We start from the raw sequence: 21,017 nt of genomic DNA on the forward strand, positions 1-21,017 counted from the left end.
GGTCAAAAAAGGATATAATTATCCTTTAAAAAAACTGAATTATGCCTGTGGTGGCTGTAAAATGGAAGTGGTAAAATCTTTTTTTATACCGTTTAAGTAGAGAAAATCTTGAGAAGAATTGTATTTAAACTCAAATTTTATTTCTGCGAATTTGAAATAAGTTGCGTTTATATGGCAACATTGGCAAATACAAAATGGGGAACATAAATCTGCATCTTGATGTTGGTGGTTATCACCTAAATCTTGAGAAATTTCTGTTTTAACTTCATTGTCAAAAGTACCTGTATCTTCACAAGGCACTAAATTTAGTGTGAAGATATAGATTGACAATATGAATGCTAAAAATTTCATTAAGGCAAATATAAGAATTTTTTAATGCAATGGTTGTGCAAAGAAAAAAGGCTTCGGATTATAAAAACCATAAGGTTTCTTGACCAAAAGGTGGTATTTCCTTGCTTTCAAAACGAGGTGCTATTTCTGCAACCATTTCAGGATATTTAATTGTTATTGGTACGTTTTGTTGACGTAAGGATTTCCAATATAGCCTACTAAATTGATACACTTGCTCTATTAGCTTTCTAATCATTTTACTATCATTTAAAGCCTCTGGTGTAGGACTTGATATTTTAAGTTTTATTGGAAATGAATAACTTGAATGACTTGGGTATTTTACAGTATTGTTATACCTCAAATTATTAAAGAGTAAATATTTATATTCTCCTTTAGGGCCAATATTTATATATGTGCCACTCATTGGAATTAACTCACCATTCCAATTTTGGTCAAAAGCAATAATATCTTGTGATTTTGTTTTATTAATATTAAGAACAAAAAGAGGACAAGGCAATTGAAGTTTATCCATCATTTCTAAAACAGGTTGTATTTCTTCATCCTTCATATCCTTATAAAAGTGAATCACTATTTTTTCAGGTATTTGGTTTGTTGGTACGTATTGATAGATAGCATCACTTAATGCACCCCCTAACTGTTTAACATCAGATTTACTGAAATAATGAAATTCATTAAACCTTCCATTATTTTTAAAACTGAATGCACTTGCTACATATCGAATGTTTTCTTCGGTATTTTTAAATGCACCCACACCAATAACTAATTCATTTTTAGGTTTGACATTTAGTTGCCAAGGTGTACCATCTAATTTTGCTAATAAGGCTAATGATATATTGGTTAAATCGTATATGAACTTATGTTGATTTCTTCTAAATCTATCAAACTCTATTACTTGAGATATTATTCTTTTATATAAAAGCTGCTCTTTAACCTTGTAATACACTAACTTTTTTTCAAGATTGGGTTCGTGCTTGTTAAAAGGACTTAAATAAATAGCAACATAATTAATATTAGGGTCTGATTTAAAATCTTTTATACCCTTTGCTATTTGAGGTAATGGATTTTCTAAATCATCAAATACTATATTGACATCATTATCGAAATGTGCTAAAACACCAGCATAAATATTTAAACCTTTATACCAACTTGTACCATCTTCCAATAACTTTTGCAATGCTTCTACTTCTTTAGTATAACTTGTATGATGTATAAAGAAGAAATGCACATTATCTAACTGACAAGGATTTAAAGGCTTTAAATTCTTAAAATCAATTTTGGGATTTCTACCAACACCATTTTGGAACACTAAATCATTGCTTTCATCAGCAACTTCACCAATTCGATTTATTTCTACAGGTAAGTAATCGTCATTATTAACAGGGATAACTTTCTTAAATTCCTCACTTAAAATGAAATGCTGAATAAACTTATCGATTTTGTGTTTATAACTTATATATTTATTGGAATCATCTTTTGGTTCTGGTTGAATATTAAAAGCTGTTCGTAAATCGTTATTCAAAATGGCAAAAGCCTTTGTGTTATCATCAATAAATTCCTTTTCCTTATGATATTTTAATAACCTCATTTTATATACAACTTTATTAAGATTTGTTGTTGAGGTATGTTTTATAATTTCAGAAATAGGTTTTTTAAACACTTTAGCCATACCATCATAAGAAATAACTAACTCACCATATTCACTAACTTCTTTAATTTGTACTTTGACAGTAAACTTATAATACTGTGCAAAACTTTTATTTTGATATGATCTATTACCTATCCAAATTTGATTATCATTCACAAAGTTTTGACCAACAAGTTTTTTTATGCTTTTAAAGAATTTTTTGATTCGCCAATTATAGTAATGCTTTATTAAGTCGGTTGGTTGTTGTTTTAGATTGAGTTTTAAAGGCAAATAGCCTTCCTTTTCATAAATAAATGATGTGTAGATAAAATCAGGATTTTCTTCTTTTATACCAGGAAACAAATCTTCTATATTGGTTGGAAACTTTGTTTTATACAACTTTTGAGCATTACCAATTTTCTCTTTACTTAAATAAAAAGTTATTGGTTTGTCTGGTAAATCAAATGTTATGATATTAAAATAAAGTTCCTGACTCATAAGACTTGGGTTTATTAATTCTACTTCTTGCTCAATCTATTAATTTTTTGTTCTACAATTTTGAGGATTTCCGTAATGTTTTTTTCTTCTTTTAACATAAAGACAATTTTATCTGCTAACCAATATTGAAGTAATTCGCTTTTGTTTTGCTTTAATGCTTTAGCTAATGCTTCAACTTGTTCTTTACGAGCTATACGAGTGCCACGTTCAATTTTACTTAATAATGCGGTATCTATATTCATTTGAGAAGCAACTTCTCTTAATAATAATTGCTTTTCTTCTCGTATTTCTCTGATGTATTCTCCAAACGTCATTTTGGGGATATCTTGACTTGTCAATATTTGTCTAATGCAAGAAAAAGAAAATAAGAACTAACAAAAAGATATTAACAATTACAAACAGGAAATGAGGAAGTTAAGGATATGAGGATATGAATAAAAAAAACCTCCCTAATAAGAGAGGCTTCCTTAAATCCTGTATTTCCTTAAAATCCTTTAATGGGTATTTTTTGTGACCAATTGATACACACAAGGAATTACTACCAAGTTTAATATTGTAGCAGATAACAAACCACCTAAAATAACTACAGCCATTGGGCTTTGTATTTCACTACCTGGTTCGCCACCTTTTAAAGCCAAAGGAATTAACGCCAAACCTGTTGTAAAAGCGGTCATTAAAATTGGGTTTAAACGGTCTAAAGCTCCTGTTTTAATTAATTGGAAACCGTGCATTCCTTCTTTTCTTAAATCTTTATAACGTGATACTAATAAGATACCATTACGAATAGCTAAACCGAAAAGTATAAAAAAGCCATAGACGAAGAATTACTCCCGCTATGGCTTAAATACATTGTTAGTCTCTATTATTTTTCAATTGAATGTGTCCAATAAGCACCACTAATGTCAGTAATTTTAAGAGTGTATTTTCCACTTGCTAAGTTTAATAAATTATTATTATCTAAATTTAATTTTGCTTTGGCTCCCAATGGTACAACTAAACTATGTTCACCGGGTCTGATTTTAGCAACATAATAATTTTTGATATTTTCCTTATTTAACTGAGCTAGGTTTTCTTGCGAATATTTTACAACTGTTTTATTGTTTTCGTCCATTAATTCAATTGCTATTACCCAAGAGCCATAAACATCAACTCCTTCTGTTCTAAACACATCAAATGAAAGGGTGGATTTTTCAATTTTACCATCTGTAATTTCTAGTTTTGGTTTTACCGATTTATTCTGTAGTGTTCCCCATAAACCACCGTGAAATATTTGGTTGGTCATTAAGGTTATCCCTAAAATAAATAGAGACCCCATTAATACGACTTTAGGGAATTTACTTTCTTTTATTGGTAAAAGCCCTGAACCAAACCAACTAAACCATTTCTTTTTAGTAACAGTGAAATTGTACTTTATTAAATAATTATCTATAGAATATTTTCCGCTTCCTGTTAAAAACAAAACAAAGCCTGTAGCTATTCCTAATACACCTATTTGCCATTCATCTAGGCAGGTTGTGCCTATCCAACCTGAACCAAGAAGAATCCCCAAAGCCAAGCCAAATACACCAATACTCATAAATCGAGTAAATAACCCAAACATTATAAATAGTCCCACAATACCTTCAACAATGGTAAAAACCACCATATTTATCCAAAGCACATCAGGATTTTCCACTAAGTATTGAATAATAGGTTTTATACCTAAAGCATTGGGCAAAAAAGCATTAAACTTTTCACCAATATATCCAGCCACTTCAGGGTCTAGTTTATCTACTAAAACAGTTCTTCTCCAAAATGCAGAAAAATATGTCCAACCTACTACTAATCTTAATGCCAGAGTCAAGAGACCTGCATCATTTTTTATATTTACTATCTTCATTGTTTATTAGATTGTAAGTGTGATAAACCCTTTTTTAGTAAGTTGAAAACCGAATAAAATACCGTTAGGCGTTATTGCAAGATTGGCTGGTAAAATTTCTGGATTTATATCAAACTTCGAAAGCGAAATTCCACAGACAAAAACTTTAATATTTTGGACTTTTGCTTTTTCCAACAGTATATTAAATTCTGTATTGCCCGAAATACTATTCACTGTTTTACCACAGATTACTACATAAAATTCTCCATAATTTTTTCCATCTTCTTTTTTCAGTTTACTAGCAGTTAACAAAATAGGTTTGAGTTGTTGTATGTTTTTTGAAAGCACTAAATAATTATTTTTTTTAGGGTTACTATTTTGTGCTTGCAATTGAGATGTTCCAAATAGTAAAAGGAACATAGTTGTTGTATATAAGATTATATTTTTCATTGTTTTTGAATTTTTAAGTTTGAATTAATACTAAAAAAAAGTAGACCACCAAGTATGGCTACGTTTTTAAAAAGTGGGCCTAGAGTTGCAATTTGTCCCACTTGCACTGTTAGTGTAATAGGAATTAAAACCGCAATCAATACTATTGAAGCTATTTTTGTTTTAAAGCCAATAAGTAATGAAATGCCTGCAATTAGCATTACAATTCCTGATAGAATCACAGCTATTTCTGGTGTTCCTAAAATATTCCCAATAAAACCCATTGAGGAATTTTCTATTCTACTTACAGTTTTTTCGGTATTAAAAAAATGATTGGTGCTCGCTATGATAAAAATTAGGCTAAGCATAATGCGAAGTATAACTACAGATTGGTAGTTAACTTCAAGTGTTTTTTCTTGAAATTTCATTTTCGATATTTGTAATTGATTGATATATAGCAGGAATAATAACTGCTTTACGTTTTCTTATTTAGAAAAATCAATTACGAATAGACCTTGAGGTTCTGATATAAAATATAGAGAGGAACATCAGAAACCTGTTGGTTTCTTGATGTATTAAGATTAAAAGAATACCTGAGTAAAAAGGTAGTATAATCAATATGAGAATACTCAGCAATTAGAAAATCAGATTGCTGAAAATTTGGTTTTGTGATAGTCTGAATAGTTTCAGAAAACTCAAAAGTCTGGCAATTTGATTGCGAAACTGTAGACTGACTCTTATTTAAGACTTTGGTTTGAGGAATTTCTAATTCAGCTTGAATAAAATTCCTAACCTTACAAGGTGAAAGCAATAATAACAACACAAGTCCAAAAATGGACAAGTTTGCGTTCATTTTATTTATTTTAAAATTTTCTTTCACTTTGCGAAGATAGATACATTTTTTTCAGCATTATGTTATTTTTTTCTTAATGTAAGCTAATGGTCTTACATATAAAAAGTAGCGGATTTCAAGAACTTAAACCATTATTTTATAAATGAGTTGTTATGATTAATTACTTATTTCTGTTTTGTATGTAATGTTGGCGATTCTATTCAGTATAATTTAATTTGATAAAATTTGAGCCACTTCATAAAGAAGCAGCTCAAATTAATGTTTAATCTTTCTTTTTTGTGACCAATTGATAAACACAAGGAATTACTACCAAGTTTAATATTGTAGCAGATAGTAAACCACCTAAAATAACAACTGCCATTGGACTTTGTATTTCACTACCTGGTTCACCACCTTTTAAAGCCAATGGAATTAACGCCAAACCTGTTGTAAAAGCGGTCATTAAAATTGGATTTAAACGGTCTAAAGCTCCTGTTTTTATCAACTGAAACCCTTTCATTCCTTCTTGTCGTAAGTCTTCATAACGTGATACTAATAAGATACCGTTACGTGTTGCAATTCCGAAAAGACTAATAAATCCAATTGTGGCTGCAATACTTATGATTCCTGATGTGAAATACACAATCAAAATACCACCAATCAAGGCCAACGGTAAATTAATCAATACCACAAATGCCAATTTTACATCTTTAAATTCATAATAGAGTAAAAGGAAAATAATGGCTATCGCAACGATTGCTGTTATCATAAGTAATTGTGATGCTTTGGATTCGCTTTCAAACTGTCCGCCATATTGCACACGATAGCCTTCTGGCATATTCACATTGTTTGCAACCACTTCCTTGATTTCGTTTACTGCACCACGTAAATCCCTGCCTTGTACATTGGCAGCAACCACAATTTTACGTTGTACATCTTCACGATTAATGGTATTTGGACTACTTACCGATTGAATAGTTGCCAATTCCCCTAATATCGTTTGTCCACCATTTGGTAAACTAATTAAGGCGTTTTTGATATTTTCAATATCATCACGAAACGGTTTTTCGTAGCGAACTATCAAATCGAAATACTGTTGACCTTCGTAAATCTCGCCTGCTTCTTCTCCTGCAAAAGCAATATCTACCTGTTCCATTAGATTTCCAACCGTCATTCCATACGCTGCTAAAATCTGACGTTTAGGTTTGATACGAATTTGTGGTACTTCAATTTGTTGGTCAACAGCAACATCTGCCAATCCATCAATTTCTTTGATGTTTTGCTCTACTCTTTTACCAACCTCGAACAAACGTTGTAAATCTGAACCAAAAATCTTTATGGCAATATTGGCACGTGTTCCAGAAAGCATATGGTCAATACGGTGTGCAATGGGTTGTCCCAACGTTATATTAACACCTGGTGCAACGCTCAATTTGTTTCGGACTTCTTCAAAGAATTCTTCTTTGGTTTTATCCTCAAGCACAAAAGGCACATCTATTTCTGATGCATTTACACCTTGTGCGTGTTCATCCAATTCAGCCCTTCCTTGTCTTCGGGTAACAACTTCCACTTCTGGTAAATCCAATAAAATAGTTTCTATTAATTTTCCTGTTTTGTTGCTTTCTTCTAAAGACATTCCTGGTGGACCAACCACGCTTATCACCAAAGAGCCTTCATTAAATTCTGGTAGAAAACTTCTCCCCAATTGTGTTAGAACTAAAAGACTTATGATAAATGCAATTACTGTAGTTCCAATAATGGTTTTTGGAATATTAGTCGCACTTTTCAAAAGATTACCATAATGTTTCTGTAACCAGCGTTCCACACGTGTTCCTTCCGCTTGTTTATTGAGTAGTTTTTCATTATCCAATAAATAAGAACACAAAATTGGTGTTACCGTAACTGCGACTATCAATGATGTTAACACAGAGGTTACAAAAGCAATACCTAATGGTTGCAATAACCGACCTTCCATTCCGCTTAAAAAGAATAGTGGAACAAATGACACAATAATAATTAGTGTTGCGATAATGATTGAACTTCTAATCTCTACAGAGGCATCACGCACAACCGTAATTGTAGATTGTCGTTCTGCTTTCGGTTTTTTGATATTCTCTCGTAAGCGTTTATACACGTTTTCGACATCAATAATCGCATCATCAACCAACGCACCAATAGCAATTGCCATACCACCTAAACTCATTGTATTGATTGTGTAACCCAACCATTTTAAAATGATAATAGACACCAACAATGAAATAGGAATTGCCAATAATGATATTAACGTTGTTCTCCAATTCATTAAAAAGATGAACAGGATAATCATTACAAAAAATGCACCTTCTAAAAGAGTCATATTCAGATTGCTAATAGAGGCATCGATAAAATCGGATTGTCTAAAGATTTGACTTTTAATGTTTACGCCTTTTGGTAAAGTTTTTTGTAAATCGGTAATCGCTTCATCCAAGCGGTCTGTCAATTCCAATGTATTAACATCAGGTTGTTTTGAAATGGTTAAAATCACCGCTGGATTTGCATTTAAAGAACCATCACCAATTTTATCTGAAGCCCCAATTTTCACAGTCGCCACGTCTTTTATTTTGATGGTTTGTCCGTTGACTTGTTTTAAAACTGCTTCCTGTAAATCTTCTAACGCATACGCTCTACCGCTTCCTTTAATGATGTATTGATTACCGTATTGATTCACAACACCACCAGGTGCATTTGTATTTGCTTCCTTAACGTGTTCTACCAATTCGGAAAGACTCACGTTGTAATGTTTCATCTTTTCAGGATTAGCAAATACTTGGTATTGTTTGTAATCGCCTCCAATGACCACCACATTTGCAATTCCACCAATCGCTTTTATACGTGGTCTAATTGTCCAATCGGAAAGTGTTCGTAATTCCATTGGCGACAAACTATCCGAAGTCACTCCCAATAGCATTATTTCACCCATAATCGATGAAATAGGTGCCATTGTTGGTGCTCCGATACCTTCTGGTAAATTTTCCCGAACCATTGGGATTCGTTCACTTACAATTTGTCGAGCACGATAAATATCGGTTCCCCATTCAAATTCTACCCAAACAATGGAAATTCCAGCTGCCGATGACGAACGGATTCGTCTCACATTGGGCGAACCGTTTAAGGCTGTTTCTAATTGATAGGTGACTAATTTCTCTACTTCTTCCGATTCCATTCCGTGCGCTTCGGTAAGAATAGTTACCGTTGGTGCTGTTAAGTCTGGGAATACATCAACATTCATCGTCTTTGCATAATACACGCCTAACACACTCAACACCACAGCTCCTAACAGAATAAGCAATCTGTTATGAAGTGATATATTTAATATTTTATTCAACATAACTTTTGCTTTTAGTGTTCGTGTCCGTGTGCAGGTGTAGAACCTGACATTGATGCCATTTTAACTTGGTAGGCTCCTGTGGTTACAACCACATCACCAACCTGTAAACCTTTAAGCACCTCTACGTTTTTACCATTTCGTTTTCCTATGGAAATAGGGCGTCTTTCAAAACTTTCTCCAGAAAGTTGCACCATTACCGAATAGTTGCCATAATCTTCCAATAAAGCCGATTCGGGTACAAGTGTTCCTTGTTCTCCATTACCCATAGCAATTTGTACTTGGGTTAGACTTCCATCTGGCAAGTTTATAGCATCGTTTACTTTGGCATATACCGAAATTAACGGACTGTCGCGTTCCACATCTTTGGATATGGACAGAATTTCACCTTCTGAATCTAAAATGCTTTTCCAATTTCCTATTTCAGTTTGATACCAAACGTTTTTAATGTTTTGCATCGTCAACCCATATGTAGGTGCTATTTGCGATTTAAGCACTTTAGATTGTTCGGTTGCAACACTTATTAAAACCGTTCCTTGTTCTGCATAATCACCATTGGCAACATTTACACTCCTTATAAACCCATCAAAAGGTGCTCGTATTTGTTTACTGCCACCAGAAACTCCTGAAGCAAGCGATTGATATTGCGATTTTGCAATAGCATAGTTGCTTTCTACTTTTTCAAATTCTGATTTTGGTATAATCTTACTTTCGTAAAGCTCTTTCTTCCTATTATACTCGGATGTGGCTTGGTCATAGTTCGCTTTGGCTTTAGCTATTTCTGCGCTTAAATTATTGCTTGCCAATCCTTGACTACTTACATTCATAAGCAATTGACCTTGTTTCACTTCCGTTCCTTCCGTTAAGTTAGTTGTGGCAAAATTTACGGTTCCATTAGCCGTTGCGACCATTGTTTTTACAGAACCCTGTGCAGGCTGCCAAACTCCCGATGTCTTAATCACATCGTAAATTTCACCATTCATTACAGATGCTGTTTGAAACTCTATTTTCCAAGCCTGTTCTTTTAAAAAGGATATAGAACCATCTTCTCCTGCATCGTCTATTGCGTTATTGGCTTCTTCCATATTAGCATACACCATTAGGTCTTTAATCATAATTTTATCGGTGTATTGTGGTGTGGAAAGGTCGAATACCAATTGATGTATTCCCGATTCCTTTGGTTGAATGATGGGCGAAAATATTCCTGGTGATGATGGACTTTCTGCTGTAGCACGAATGCCTTTGTCACCTTTAATTAAACTTACTGTAACCGAACCTTCACGCACAGGTTGATGTTTGTCCATTACCGTAAAATGCGCTGCAAATTTGCTGGGTTGCCCAACAATAAGTACAGGAAATTCAACGAACAATTCGGTTTGGTCTGTCCAAATGGTATAATCCACTCGAGGTATTTCTTCGCCTACGTGACTTCCATCTGGATTGTGGGCGTGATTATCTTCATTATTTTGCTTACAAGCTATTGCCATAAAGGCAAGCACAATTATTACATACTTTTTCATTTGTTTTATTTTTAGTGGTCGTGGTGTTCTTCTCCGTTGTCGTGAGTGTGTGTTTTCTCATCGGATTTCATAGAATCCTTGTCCACGTTAAACTCTTCTTGTTTTACGTCTTCGTGTTCAGTCTTATGACTACCATCAGCATTATGCTCGTGTCCGTGGTCATCGTTTGTTTCTTCTTTTTTTGTGTCTCGACAACTTGTAATACTTATTGCAAGGATTACAGTTAATGCCAATAAAAATTTTGATACTGTTTTACTCACAATGAGTTTATTTGTTTTAAGGTGTTCGTGAATCTGTGATTTCATTGTTTTAGATTTTTAAATTGTTAAAGTTTGTGTATTAATAATTGTGCTTGTAAAAGCTGTAATTCTTTTTCCATTTGCAGCATTTTGTCGGTAGCATCCCGATAAAACTGCACTTCCATATAGTACTCCAAAAAGGAATATTCCCCTAAATTGTAGGCTTTAAAAAGCAAATCTTCGCTGTTCAGGGATTCTATGATATTTTGGTATTCGGTGTATTTATCAAACAATAATTGATACTGATTATACTCCTGTTGCAAATCGGCATACAATAGTTGTTTGGTTACTTGCGAACTTGATTGTTGGTACTCGTAATTTGCCTGGGCAGCTTTAACTTTATTCTTGCTGCTCCATAATGGAATGGACAAACCACCGTAAACACCAGAATAATTATTGCCATTTACACCTTGATAATTATATCCTAAAGCAAGGTTGGGCAAAATTTTATTCTTTTCGAGTGTTACATTTTGAAGTGCTGACGCTTCATTAGCCTGTAACTCCAATAATTTGGGGTCACTTGCCAATTTGTCGCTCCATAGTGTTTCCATAGTTTGCAGTTCAAAAGGAATTTCCAATTGCAGATTATCCAACTCAAGCGATTGCTCACCATTTAAGGTTTGCAATACCGTAATTTGATTCTGAATTTCAGCTTCTAATTGTTCTACTACAAATTGTTCTTGAATCCAAGCTACTTTGGCTTTATTGAGGTCTAAAATGCCAACTTGCTCTTTATTGAAAAGCTCTTGCATTTGCTCATAAACCTGCTTGCTTTGTTGCTTTCTATTGGTTTCAATAGTCTTTTGCTTTTGAAGTATATAGAGGCTAATTAACCCTTGTTTTGCTTTTAAGAGTACTTCCTGTCGCTTTTTAGTAAATAGGGCTTGTAGCTGTTCTGCTTTCAAGTTATTCCATTTGCTACGCGCTGCATACACCGTTGGAAACTCAAAAGACTGTGAAATTTCAAACTCGGTATAATCGTTACTTTGGTGTTCACCAAATGGCAAATAATATCCCGAAAGTTGAGGGTCTGGTAAATTATTAGCAATTTTATTTTGCAAGTTTTGCCCATCGATGTACGATTGATAGGCTTTTAACTCGGTATTGTTCTGTTCTATTTGGTTAAGTAATTCATCTACTGATTTTGTTTGAGAATAAATGTTACCAACGAACAGGCATACACCAATGGTGCATACTAATTTTATGTTCATAATGATGTTTTTTTAGGTTTATCAAAATAGAATTACAGGGTGTTTTTTGTTTATACTAACAAAACCCTGTATAACTGATTAACCTAAACTTGGTGGTCCCCGAAGTGAGCAATTGGGGAAATATGTGTTTTGAAGTTTATCTGGCGGATGATACCATCTTTCTTTTGAGGTATCAACATCTATAAGTGCAAGATTTACGGTTTCAGGAAATAGTGTTCTTACCGATTCTTTTTCTACGGTAATTTTCTTTACTGTTGATTCCTTCAACACCAACACATCTGTTGTTGTATTGATATGCACGTGCATTTCTACAAACCAATCAAAAAATCCTTTTTTAGAATTATCTTTTTCAGGGGTTTCGTGATGATGTTCGTGATTGTGCGAATGTGCTACTGCACTATGTTGATGTTCTTCTTGATGTTGATGATGCCAATGTGGCACAACTTGGTGCATCAGTAACATACTGAATATGCCCAAGAAAAATAGTGCCTTTATGTTTTTGTGTTTTTGCATCACGTACAAAAGTAATAAAATATAAATAGAGTATTATTAATTCTTTTGACTGTTCGAATAATTGTTATGTGCTTCCCTATGTATTAAACCAGCATCGACAAATTTAGTAATATAGCCTTCTGCTGTTTTATGAGGAATCTTGTTTTTGTCGGCTATATTTAGGTAATCTTGTCTTGAAAATTGATAAGGTAATTCTTCTAAAAAACGTTCTTTTCGATTGGCTCGTTTAACTTGCTTTTGTTCAATAGGCAAATCGTTAAAAACCTTACTACTGTGCTTTACTAATACGCTTATCATTTCCAATGTATTTTCAAAATCTATATCCTCACAATATCTTACTTGGTTTACATCACCATCTTCCATAATGCGAAATACAGAAAACAACATTATAATTCTAAATGCTATTAACCCCAAACGTCTAACAGTTGCTATATAGTCATCGGGTTGAAGATTGAGGTATTTGGTTTGAAGCTTCTCAAAAAACACATTAAACTTTTGTTGTTGCTCGGTTGTTAGCCTTACTTCAATATCAGGATTGTTTTTTAGGGTTTTGTATAACCCAAAAAATTCTTTTCCTAATTGGTCGTAATATTCATCTAAACCATTGGTTGTATCAGTTTGAAAAACGTTCTTCCAAGTAGGTTTGATATTCATATAATAAAACATAAAACGACTAAACAAGCCATTTTCAGCACTTGGAACCAATGCCTGAATCTGCTTTGGTGTACCAGACAACACCGTTGACAAACAAGGTCTTTCAATATCTACATACTCTCTGTCCGTTCTACGATAGTAACTAATGGTTTCGTGGTGGAATGCTTTACGAAAACCATCGGAATAATTACCGTAATCACTTTTAAAAGCTTGTGCTAAAGTTTCTCCTTCGGTTTCAAAAATTAACCCTCTACCTTCATTATCCGATATTAATTGATAAACACCTGTTACACTATTGTTAGCCGGAATAAACAGCATTCTTTCAGGTGGTTTACTCGGTTTTTCCATAGTTTCACTTTTGCCCTTATTCATATTATAAGTAGCCATTTCAACTTGATGCTGTTGTTTTAGGGTTTTGGATTGTTCGCGCTTTTCTTTGTGAACAGGATTTACCAAATTTTTAATTTGGTTTAATCTCCCTTTTCCTGCTGAAGCAGGTGCAGTAACAAATAAATACAAGTTGCTAAACACTTTCCGTTGGTCGTACACACCAAACAATTTAGGAAAACAGGCACTAAATGCAGTTAATGCACCCAACAACAAAATATCACGTTCTTCATTACTGCTTGATGGTTTTACTACTTGTTGCAAAAATGTTGGGATGTTGTTGTAAACTGTTGTTGGTATTGTTGGCAATGGTTGTTTTTCTTCCTCTGGATGTTGCGATACTTCAACAACTTGTTGTTGCTGTTTTGGTTTAATACCAACTTGATGCAAATGGTGGTATAAGGTTGCTATGCTTATACCGTGTCCTTTTGCTTGTGAGCATTTATTATACTGTTCGTCGCATTCTTTATGGTCGTAACCTGAATAATTTCTGCTAATTCTATGGTAGTAATCACGTCCAGCTTCACCGTATTCCTCTGAAATAGCAAAACCAATATCACGCCATTTATCGTAAGTATCAGTAATATCGATACCTGATTGTTCTAAAGCGTTGATATATGTTTCAATATCATTTGCAACAACCGTTGTCGGTTTGTTGTTGATTGGTTTTTTAGGTACTTCTTTTTGCTCTGGAACAGCTAACCAATCTTTCGGGTTGAATATTTTTGTCATAGCTTTTGATGTCTTTTATGTAGGTATGCCAATGGATCGTGGGATAAAAAACACGCTCTGGAAATGTCTTTACCCGATTGGTCTACCTCAATGTTATATGTTTGCTTAATGTAATTGGCCACCGCAATAAAATATTCATTGTGTGACACTTTAGATACATCGATTCTAATTATCCATTTTAAGCCTTCTCCTGAAGGTGATGTAAACAACAATTCGGTATCAAAATATTCATCGTTCAATAATTGTTGTTTTAGTTCTTCAAGATTTTGTAAATGGTCAAAATCGATTGTCAATAATGATGAATGCTCAATTAAGCTAGCATCATTTCGTTTAGAAAACACGCCTGAAAATGTTACATAATCAAAATGATTTGCTTTAAATTTTCGTGCTTCTTTTGGGTCTTTAATCGCTCTAAATTGCTCTGTGATACTTTTATACTTATCGCTTGTAATACGCTCAAATATTTGATATAACCTTACTTTTTCGGTTGGAAAAACATTTCTAATTGGTGCTTTATAAAAACTGCTGTAAGCATACCAAGTATCATCGGGTTTATCTAACCAGGATAATTCATCTTCTTGCTTTACTTCAAGATTTAGATGTAGTTCTTTGTTAATTTTTAGTAACAATTCTTCTTCATCTATGAGTTTAAAATGATAGGATGCGAAATCAAAAACATCACCTTTAAAATCGATTAGTTCTGTATCATAATGTACCGCTCTATTATCGACAACATTAATTTGTAATGTTGATTTACCACCGTTGAAAGGGTTACGGGTTACCCAGCAGTCCCTTCCTTTTAAGGAAAGGACTGTTGATTTGGGATAATACTGCCTTAATACATACGCATAGATATTTAACCCGTAATGCGTTTTCTTTAAGATGGTTTCTTTACTTATTTCCATCGCATTTGAAATTTGGGTTGTAATAATTGCTCTGTAATAGTTCCTCTATATCTGATACCTTGTTATAAAATTTACCTTGTACCTTACTATATGGAATCGTACCATTTGTACGGAACGTTTGCAAAGTCCGTTGGCTAATATGTAGCGTTTGCATTACGTCCTGATTGTCAATCCACGTATCTTTTAAGCATTCTGCTCTCGATGCTCTTATTAATTCGATACGTGCTTTTAAATCCTTAATCTCTTGTGAGAGTGCCAAGAGTAAATCGATTATTTCAGTCATAACTTTACCTTTCCTTTTTTGATTAGGTAATCGGCAGCTTGCTGTTCGATTTCATCTAGGGAATCCATACGGTTACGCAATAACCATTGGTCTAACTCCTGACGTTGGAAATAGATTTTTTTGCCATTCGGTTTATAGTGTGGAATGGCTCCCGTACTTGTAAGTTTATACAAGTGCGATTGTGATAGTTCTAAATACTTGCAAGTTTCATTGAAGTTCAATACTTGCTTTTGCAACGTTTGTTGTTCTAATAACAACTTTTCGATGCTTTCTAAACGTTCTATAATTTTAACGTCCATCTTTTTATAATTTTAATTTAAAAATGGACTTCTGCGCAAAAGTCATCCTTGATTGTCAAGGACATAGCAAATATGGAAAAAGGTGTTTGGTATAATAGAAAAGAGAAAAAATGGTATTATTAAACCATTGTAAAACAATAAGTTATATTGTTTTTGGTATTATCTATTTGGTATTTAGTAGAGAAAATACCACTTTATAAAAATGAAGATTTATTTGATTTGGTCAAGCCAAAAATTAGCATCAACTAATTTTTGATAGGCTCTTTTTTCAGTACCTAAAAATCTACGGTATTCTTTACCTGCATTACTACTTGGTCCATATCGATAAGCAAAGAATTTATAAATGTGTTTAGGCTCAATTTTTTTAGATGGTTTACTTTCAAAAAATATTCTTTCATTAAAATATTTAGTTTCTGTTAACTTAACCATAAAAGCTGCAAGTAAGATTTTATTACCTCTATCCTTTATGAAGTTATATTCATCATCTATAATGCCTTTTTCATTTAACAGCTCCTCTAATTTTGCAAATTCTCTTTGTTTAATCTTATTAATAAGTTCGTTATAGGATAAGACATCATTGTTTTCCTCTCTAAAATCACCTTGTATAGCGTTGAAAATTGAACTTTGTTTTACTTTTTTCCTGACCGTTTTTATTTCTGCACCAGAATAGGATTTTACAATTAACTCTTGAGGTGGTTCTTCATTAAAAAATACTTCGTGTAGTTCTTCGATAGTATAAATTTCTGTATCACTTAAATCTGAAAATCGGTCTTGAAGTACCATAAAAAGCATCATCGCATTAGCTTTTAAAAATGAAATGATATAGGCTTCATCTGATTTGTCATTATTAATAGGCTTTAAATACAAACTTTCATCAAGATCATTTTCAGAAATGTAATTGCTAATCTGGGTTAAATAATTTGTAATTCGGTTAAATTCTTTGTCATAGAGAAAAGACAAATGACCAGATGTTGAATTTGCTTCAAGGGTGTCATTAATAGCATTAAACTTTTTGATATAATCATTTTCAATTAGTTTAAAGTAATATTTACGCTTGTTTGAATATGCTTTTTTAAAGTCGATTTCATAATTAGGCGTTGTATTGAGGTATTGCTTTTTAAAGCCTTTTAAAAGCTCTTTAAATTGGTTTTCGGTTCTTTTATCATCAGTAACCTTTTCCACATACAGTAAGTCGATAAATAGGTCTTTAGCCATTTGGGTTAAGGTTTATTCTGTAAGCTGCTTGTTTCTTTTTGTCGTCAATTACTTTAGCGTAAATTTGAGTTGTTTTTAAGTTCTTATGACCTAACATTTTTGATACTGTATAAATATCAGTACCTAAAGTTAGCTGCAATGTAGCAAATGAATGTCGCGCACAATGGAACGTGATATTCTTCTTAATTTCTGCATCTCCAACCCAATCTTTTAATAGGTCATAGTTTCTCTGAACATTATTTATATTCTCGAAAACTTTTTGAGTAGGTTCGCCTTTTTCTCCTAACAATTCAAATGCTTGTTCAGAAATTGGCAAGGTTTCAGCTCCTTTAGTTTTCTTTTGCTTAAATCTAATAAAATTCCCGTAACTTTCTGAATATTGGATTTCTGACCATTGTAGCTTTGTAATATCCGACCAACGCAAACCTGTAAGGCAAGAGAAAAGAAACGCATTTTTTAATTGTGGGTGTTTGCTATCTGTACTAAAAAGCTTTCTAACTTCTTCTAAAGTTAAAAATTCCATATGTGTATCTTCTTCTTTGAAGTTTTCAACATGAATTGCAGGATTGTATTGTATTACCTTTTCTTTAACCGCTTGACGTAATACTGCCAATAACTTTTTAAAATATGCAGATTTAGTATTTTGGCTTAATTCTCGTTTACTTCTGGAAAGTGCCTTTTTATCTAAATACTCTTTAAAACCTTCAACCCATTCTTCATCAATTCTTTCAAAAGAAATACCGCTAGGATAATAAGCTTTTAAGTGTTTTAAAGTACTATTCCATACCGCTAAATTCCCCTTGCTTTCTGAACGTCTTTCAATCCATTGCTCTAAATACACAAAGAAATTACCTTGTTTCTTTTCCTTATTCTCAAAGCCATAGATATTATTTTGAATTTCTAGATGCCTTTTAGCTCTGATGCTTTCAGCAAGTTGTAAGATTTTCTTATTCTCTAATTTCTGTGCTTTGGTTAAGGAACCTTTATCAGGTTCTGGTGTTAAATACAATTTCAAGTACTCGTACTTACGATTACCGTTTTCGTAATAATCAAGATATAAACTAATTCGTTTCCCTTTTCTACGTTGGCGTAAAGTAACTTTCATTTTCCTTATATTTACTGTGTTAAACGATGTGTTGTATTACTGTTAAATGGGCAACAATACGGCAACAAATATAAGCAAAAAAGGGTTGTTTGACAACAAAAAAGAATACCAAAAACTCCATAAAACAATGATTAATAGGTGTATAACAAATAAAAGAAAGATAATGAATTTCCTACTCGGAAATTCCATTCATTTTTGCTATCTTTCGGTCAACGTCGGAAAAATGGTCGCCCATTTTTCCGTAACGAAACCATAGCCAAAACCGTTGTAAGTAATTTGACCAAAACAAGAAAAATAGAACTGAATTTAGGAAATCCGACAAATGGATGGCTTCCGATTGAATTAAAATCTACGGATTTTGAATTGGAATTTAATGCGTCAAATATTCCTGAAAACCCGACTGATAAACTTTGCGAATCTCTGATTTTAGCAGTAAACGGAATCGAAACGGAAATATGCTGGAATCTGGAACCTGAATGTTGTTTCTTTGAACTAAAACAAAGCGGAAAAGATATTGAGCTGAATATTTCAAAAAGTGGAGGAATAACAGAAAACCGAAATCTGATTTATAAACTGGCTGGAGATTTTGAGTCTGTGATTTTGCCAATGTATCGGAGTTTAAAAAAGTTCAATACGTTGGAATTTGACAAAGCTGATTGGAAAAAAATTGACCAAATAAAACTGAATAAATTAACTGAATTAGTAACGGAAAGAAAAAACTACTTACAACAACGTGTATAATTAATTGCTTTGGTCGTTGCCTATTTGGAAAATTCCTTCGGAATTTTCTCGCGTTCGTTTTTGTTTACTAAATTAGTTGCTGAAACACGCAACTAACCATACACAAACACGTTATGCAACAGTTAAAATCACGTTCAAAAATTGAATGTTTAGATTAAATTTGTAAATTTGATATTATGGATTTAAGTTTAGAAAATAAAAAAATAGAATTAATTCAATGGTTATCAACTTTGAATGACACATCTCTGATTGACAAACTTATGAAATTAAGAGAGAAAGAGAAGAACGATTGGTGGAATGAAATTTCTGCAAGAGAAAAAGAGTCTATCGAAAAAGGAATTCAAGATGCTGATAATGGAAAATTGACTTCTCACTCAAACGTGAAAGGAATCTATGAAAAGTGGTTATAAAATTCTGTGGACTGACCACGCAATATCTGAACTTAAAAAAACTATTGAATATCTTGAGAACAAATGGACTGAAAGAGAATTAAGAACATTCTCTGCAAAATTAGACCATACAATAGAACTGATTTCAAAATCACCCGAAATTTTCCCAGTATCATTCGAGAAAAAAAATATTCGAAAAGCTGTTGTCGAAAAACACAATAATCTTTATTACCGAATTAATAAAAATTCCATTGAGATTGTTTCTTTGTTTTCAAACAGAAAGAATCCGAATAAGAAAAAGCTATAAAAACCGTTGCATAACACCGTGTATAATTAATTGCTTTGGTCGTTGCCTACTTGGAAAATCCTCGCGGATTTTCTATTCGGTTTGTATTTGCTAAATTAGTTGCTTAAACACGCAACGAAATCATACACAAACACGTTGTAAGTAATGTTGACCAAACCAAGATAATTTCTATATGCAATTAAAAATACCTACAGATAAAGCAATTGAAATTTTAAAAAAAAGAAAATCTGAAATCGGAGCGTTTGACTTTGAACCTAAAGTCTGGAAAGGAAAAACGGAAAATGATTTAAGAGAAATATTTGATGGCTTTGATACAAAATGGCTACAAATAAGTCAAATTAACTTTGACACGCCATTTTCTGATATGAAATATGAAGTACGTGAAAAAGGGAAAAAACAAGCAAATCAATATTTAGAATCATATATAGAACAAATCAAAGAGTATTCCGAAATTCAAAATATTCAACACGAAGAAAATGAGAAATACTTTGAAAATCAAAACCGAGGATTAAAAAACCAACTTTCAGAAGCCATTTCGAGTGCTAACGTAATTTTAGAAGATAGAAACCAAATTCTATCAGAACTAAATGACAAAAACAAAGAAGTAATAAACCTCAAAGAAAATACAGTACAATTGTCAGAAATCACTATAAATAAACTTTTCGGACTTTTAAAAAACCTTCCTATTGGACAAGTTGTTGCACTTTTTGGTTCAATTTTCGCAATTATTGGTTTTGCTTTTTATTTTGGAACACTAATCCAAGAAAAATCAAATATGGATAACGAATTTGAATTACGAGAAAAGTTAAACAACATCGAAAATTTGAATCAAAATTTAGAGGACAAAATAATTATATTAGGAAAAGAAAATTCTGAACTCAAAAATAACTTGAAAAAACAATCAACTAAAAAAACAGATACTATTAAAACAAAATAAATATGAAAAAAATTATCATCGCCTCATTGTTTCTTACCTTTTGCTTTAAATCTTATTCTCAACAAGTTCAAGGACAAGCAGTAAAAACAAATGTGAATATTACCAAACAAAGAGATTTGGAATTGAAACCTGAATCTTCAACAATAAATATTCCTTTGAAAACTGATTTGACCAAATACAAAAAAATTGTTTTAAGTGTAGAGGGTTGGGCAAAAAAGGCAAATGAAAAGGATATTCGAAATGCTTTAAAACAATCAATTTTTATCGTTGAAAAGAAAGATTACAAAAAGGGTAAAACCAAAATGAATAGTGACACTTTATACTTTTTTTGGAATCGTTCGGCTGACCACGATGACAGAAACACAACTATTATTGTTAGAGATTCAGATATGAAAGTTTTATATAGTGCTTCACATACCAACGTTGGTAGAGCCAAAATGTTAGACTTTATTTTGAGTATTTAATAAAAAAACACTACTTACAACAATGGCTATAAGTAATTGCTTGTTCTCGCCTACTTCTGAAAATCCTCGCGGATTTTCAGTTTGGTGTGTACTTGCAAAG

22 protein-coding genes and 1 pseudogene are annotated in these 21,017 nt (G+C 32.7%); 5 read left to right on the top strand and 18 right to left on the bottom strand.

Annotated elements, in window-relative coordinates; translation table 11 throughout:
• Positions 1-39: 39 nt before the first annotated feature.
• The 18 genes and pseudogenes from WA340_RS03965 to WA340_RS04050 form a co-directional block, all read right to left on the bottom strand.
• Positions 40-351, bottom strand: coding sequence for a DUF6660 family protein (locus tag WA340_RS03965; protein WP_027885454.1), 312 nt, complete (start codon positions 349-351; stop codon positions 40-42).
• 58 nt (positions 352-409) lie between these two features.
• Positions 410-2,473: a Piwi domain-containing protein gene (locus WA340_RS03970; RefSeq protein ID WP_336127386.1), complete on the bottom strand. Its 2,064-nt coding sequence runs from the start codon at positions 2,471-2,473 to the stop codon at positions 410-412.
• Positions 2,474-2,493: 20 nt separating this feature from the next.
• Positions 2,494-2,811 (bottom strand): helix-turn-helix domain-containing protein, encoded by a 318-nt coding sequence (locus WA340_RS03975; protein ID WP_336127387.1) that lies wholly within the window; start codon positions 2,809-2,811, stop codon positions 2,494-2,496.
• 156 nt (positions 2,812-2,967) lie between these two features.
• Positions 2,968-3,282 (bottom strand): annotated as a pseudogene (locus WA340_RS03980) (efflux RND transporter permease subunit); the annotation flags it as partial.
• A 53-nt stretch (positions 3,283-3,335) separates the two neighbouring features.
• Positions 3,336-4,352 (bottom strand): TQO small subunit DoxD, encoded by a 1,017-nt coding sequence (locus WA340_RS03985; RefSeq protein ID WP_129760615.1) that lies wholly within the window; start codon positions 4,350-4,352, stop codon positions 3,336-3,338.
• A 6-nt stretch (positions 4,353-4,358) separates the two neighbouring features.
• Complete coding sequence (locus WA340_RS03990) at positions 4,359-4,781, bottom strand: sulfur reduction protein DsrE (protein WP_129760614.1); 423 nt, start codon at positions 4,779-4,781, stop codon at positions 4,359-4,361.
• Positions 4,778-5,188, bottom strand: coding sequence for a DoxX family protein (locus WA340_RS03995; RefSeq protein WP_129760613.1), 411 nt, complete (start codon positions 5,186-5,188; stop codon positions 4,778-4,780). The genes WA340_RS03990 and WA340_RS03995 overlap by 4 nt, the downstream gene beginning before the upstream one ends.
• A 687-nt stretch (positions 5,189-5,875) precedes the next feature.
• A complete protein-coding gene (locus WA340_RS04000) occupies positions 5,876-8,959 on the bottom strand; it encodes an efflux RND transporter permease subunit (RefSeq protein ID WP_129760611.1) in 3,084 nt (1,027 codons plus the stop codon).
• Positions 8,960-8,970: 11 nt separating this feature from the next.
• Positions 8,971-10,476, bottom strand: a complete 1,506-nt coding sequence (locus WA340_RS04005) for an efflux RND transporter periplasmic adaptor subunit (RefSeq protein WP_336127391.1) — start codon at positions 10,474-10,476, stop codon at positions 8,971-8,973.
• Between the two features lie 11 nt (positions 10,477-10,487).
• Positions 10,488-10,781 (bottom strand): hypothetical protein, encoded by a 294-nt coding sequence (locus WA340_RS04010; RefSeq protein ID WP_129760609.1) that lies wholly within the window; start codon positions 10,779-10,781, stop codon positions 10,488-10,490.
• A gap of 20 nt (positions 10,782-10,801) precedes the next feature.
• The gene (locus WA340_RS04015; protein ID WP_336127393.1) at positions 10,802-11,986 is read right to left on the bottom strand and encodes a TolC family protein; all 1,185 of its coding nucleotides are present in this window, start codon (positions 11,984-11,986) and stop codon (positions 10,802-10,804) included.
• A gap of 78 nt (positions 11,987-12,064) precedes the next feature.
• Complete coding sequence (locus WA340_RS04020) at positions 12,065-12,499, bottom strand: hypothetical protein (RefSeq protein WP_336127395.1); 435 nt, start codon at positions 12,497-12,499, stop codon at positions 12,065-12,067.
• Between the two features lie 36 nt (positions 12,500-12,535).
• On the bottom strand, positions 12,536-14,272 hold the full coding sequence (locus WA340_RS04025; protein ID WP_336127396.1) for a DUF3987 domain-containing protein: 1,737 nt from the start codon (positions 14,270-14,272) through the stop codon (positions 12,536-12,538).
• The gene (locus WA340_RS04030; protein ID WP_336127398.1) at positions 14,269-15,177 is read right to left on the bottom strand and encodes a BT4734/BF3469 family protein; all 909 of its coding nucleotides are present in this window, start codon (positions 15,175-15,177) and stop codon (positions 14,269-14,271) included. Before WA340_RS04030 ends, WA340_RS04025 begins: the two co-directional genes overlap by 4 nt.
• Complete coding sequence (locus tag WA340_RS04035) at positions 15,164-15,460, bottom strand: helix-turn-helix domain-containing protein (protein WP_336127400.1); 297 nt, start codon at positions 15,458-15,460, stop codon at positions 15,164-15,166. The genes WA340_RS04030 and WA340_RS04035 overlap by 14 nt, the downstream gene beginning before the upstream one ends.
• The gene (locus WA340_RS04040) at positions 15,457-15,759 is read right to left on the bottom strand and encodes a helix-turn-helix domain-containing protein (protein WP_336127402.1); all 303 of its coding nucleotides are present in this window, start codon (positions 15,757-15,759) and stop codon (positions 15,457-15,459) included. The genes WA340_RS04035 and WA340_RS04040 overlap by 4 nt, the downstream gene beginning before the upstream one ends.
• 210 nt (positions 15,760-15,969) lie before the next feature.
• The gene (locus WA340_RS04045) at positions 15,970-16,974 is read right to left on the bottom strand and encodes a DUF6617 family protein (protein ID WP_336127404.1); all 1,005 of its coding nucleotides are present in this window, start codon (positions 16,972-16,974) and stop codon (positions 15,970-15,972) included.
• Positions 16,967-18,079: a site-specific integrase gene (locus tag WA340_RS04050; protein ID WP_336127406.1), complete on the bottom strand. Its 1,113-nt coding sequence runs from the start codon at positions 18,077-18,079 to the stop codon at positions 16,967-16,969. The genes WA340_RS04045 and WA340_RS04050 overlap by 8 nt, the downstream gene beginning before the upstream one ends.
• A 276-nt stretch (positions 18,080-18,355) precedes the next feature.
• Here WA340_RS04050 and WA340_RS04055 point away from each other — a divergent pair, with 276 nt between their 5' ends.
• The 5 genes from WA340_RS04055 (at position 18,356) to WA340_RS04075 (ending at position 20,917) form a co-directional block, all read left to right on the top strand.
• A complete protein-coding gene (locus WA340_RS04055) occupies positions 18,356-18,820 on the top strand; it encodes a hypothetical protein (RefSeq protein WP_336127408.1) in 465 nt (154 codons plus the stop codon).
• 176 nt (positions 18,821-18,996) lie between these two features.
• Entirely contained in the window at positions 18,997-19,230 is a 234-nt protein-coding gene (locus WA340_RS04060; RefSeq protein ID WP_336127409.1) for a hypothetical protein, read from the top strand.
• Positions 19,214-19,516, top strand: a complete 303-nt coding sequence (locus WA340_RS04065; RefSeq protein WP_336127410.1) for a type II toxin-antitoxin system RelE/ParE family toxin — start codon at positions 19,214-19,216, stop codon at positions 19,514-19,516. The genes WA340_RS04060 and WA340_RS04065 overlap by 17 nt, the downstream gene beginning before the upstream one ends.
• A gap of 172 nt (positions 19,517-19,688) precedes the next feature.
• On the top strand, positions 19,689-20,453 hold the full coding sequence (locus WA340_RS04070) for a hypothetical protein (protein ID WP_336127411.1): 765 nt from the start codon (positions 19,689-19,691) through the stop codon (positions 20,451-20,453).
• Between the two features lie 2 nt (positions 20,454-20,455).
• Positions 20,456-20,917, top strand: coding sequence for a hypothetical protein (locus WA340_RS04075; RefSeq protein ID WP_336127412.1), 462 nt, complete (start codon positions 20,456-20,458; stop codon positions 20,915-20,917).
• The last annotated feature ends 100 nt before the right edge of the window (positions 20,918-21,017 follow it).

The organism is Mesoflavibacter sp. CH_XMU1422-2, assembly GCF_037029245.1.
Taxonomy (GTDB): domain Bacteria; phylum Bacteroidota; class Bacteroidia; order Flavobacteriales; family Flavobacteriaceae; genus Mesoflavibacter; species Mesoflavibacter zeaxanthinifaciens.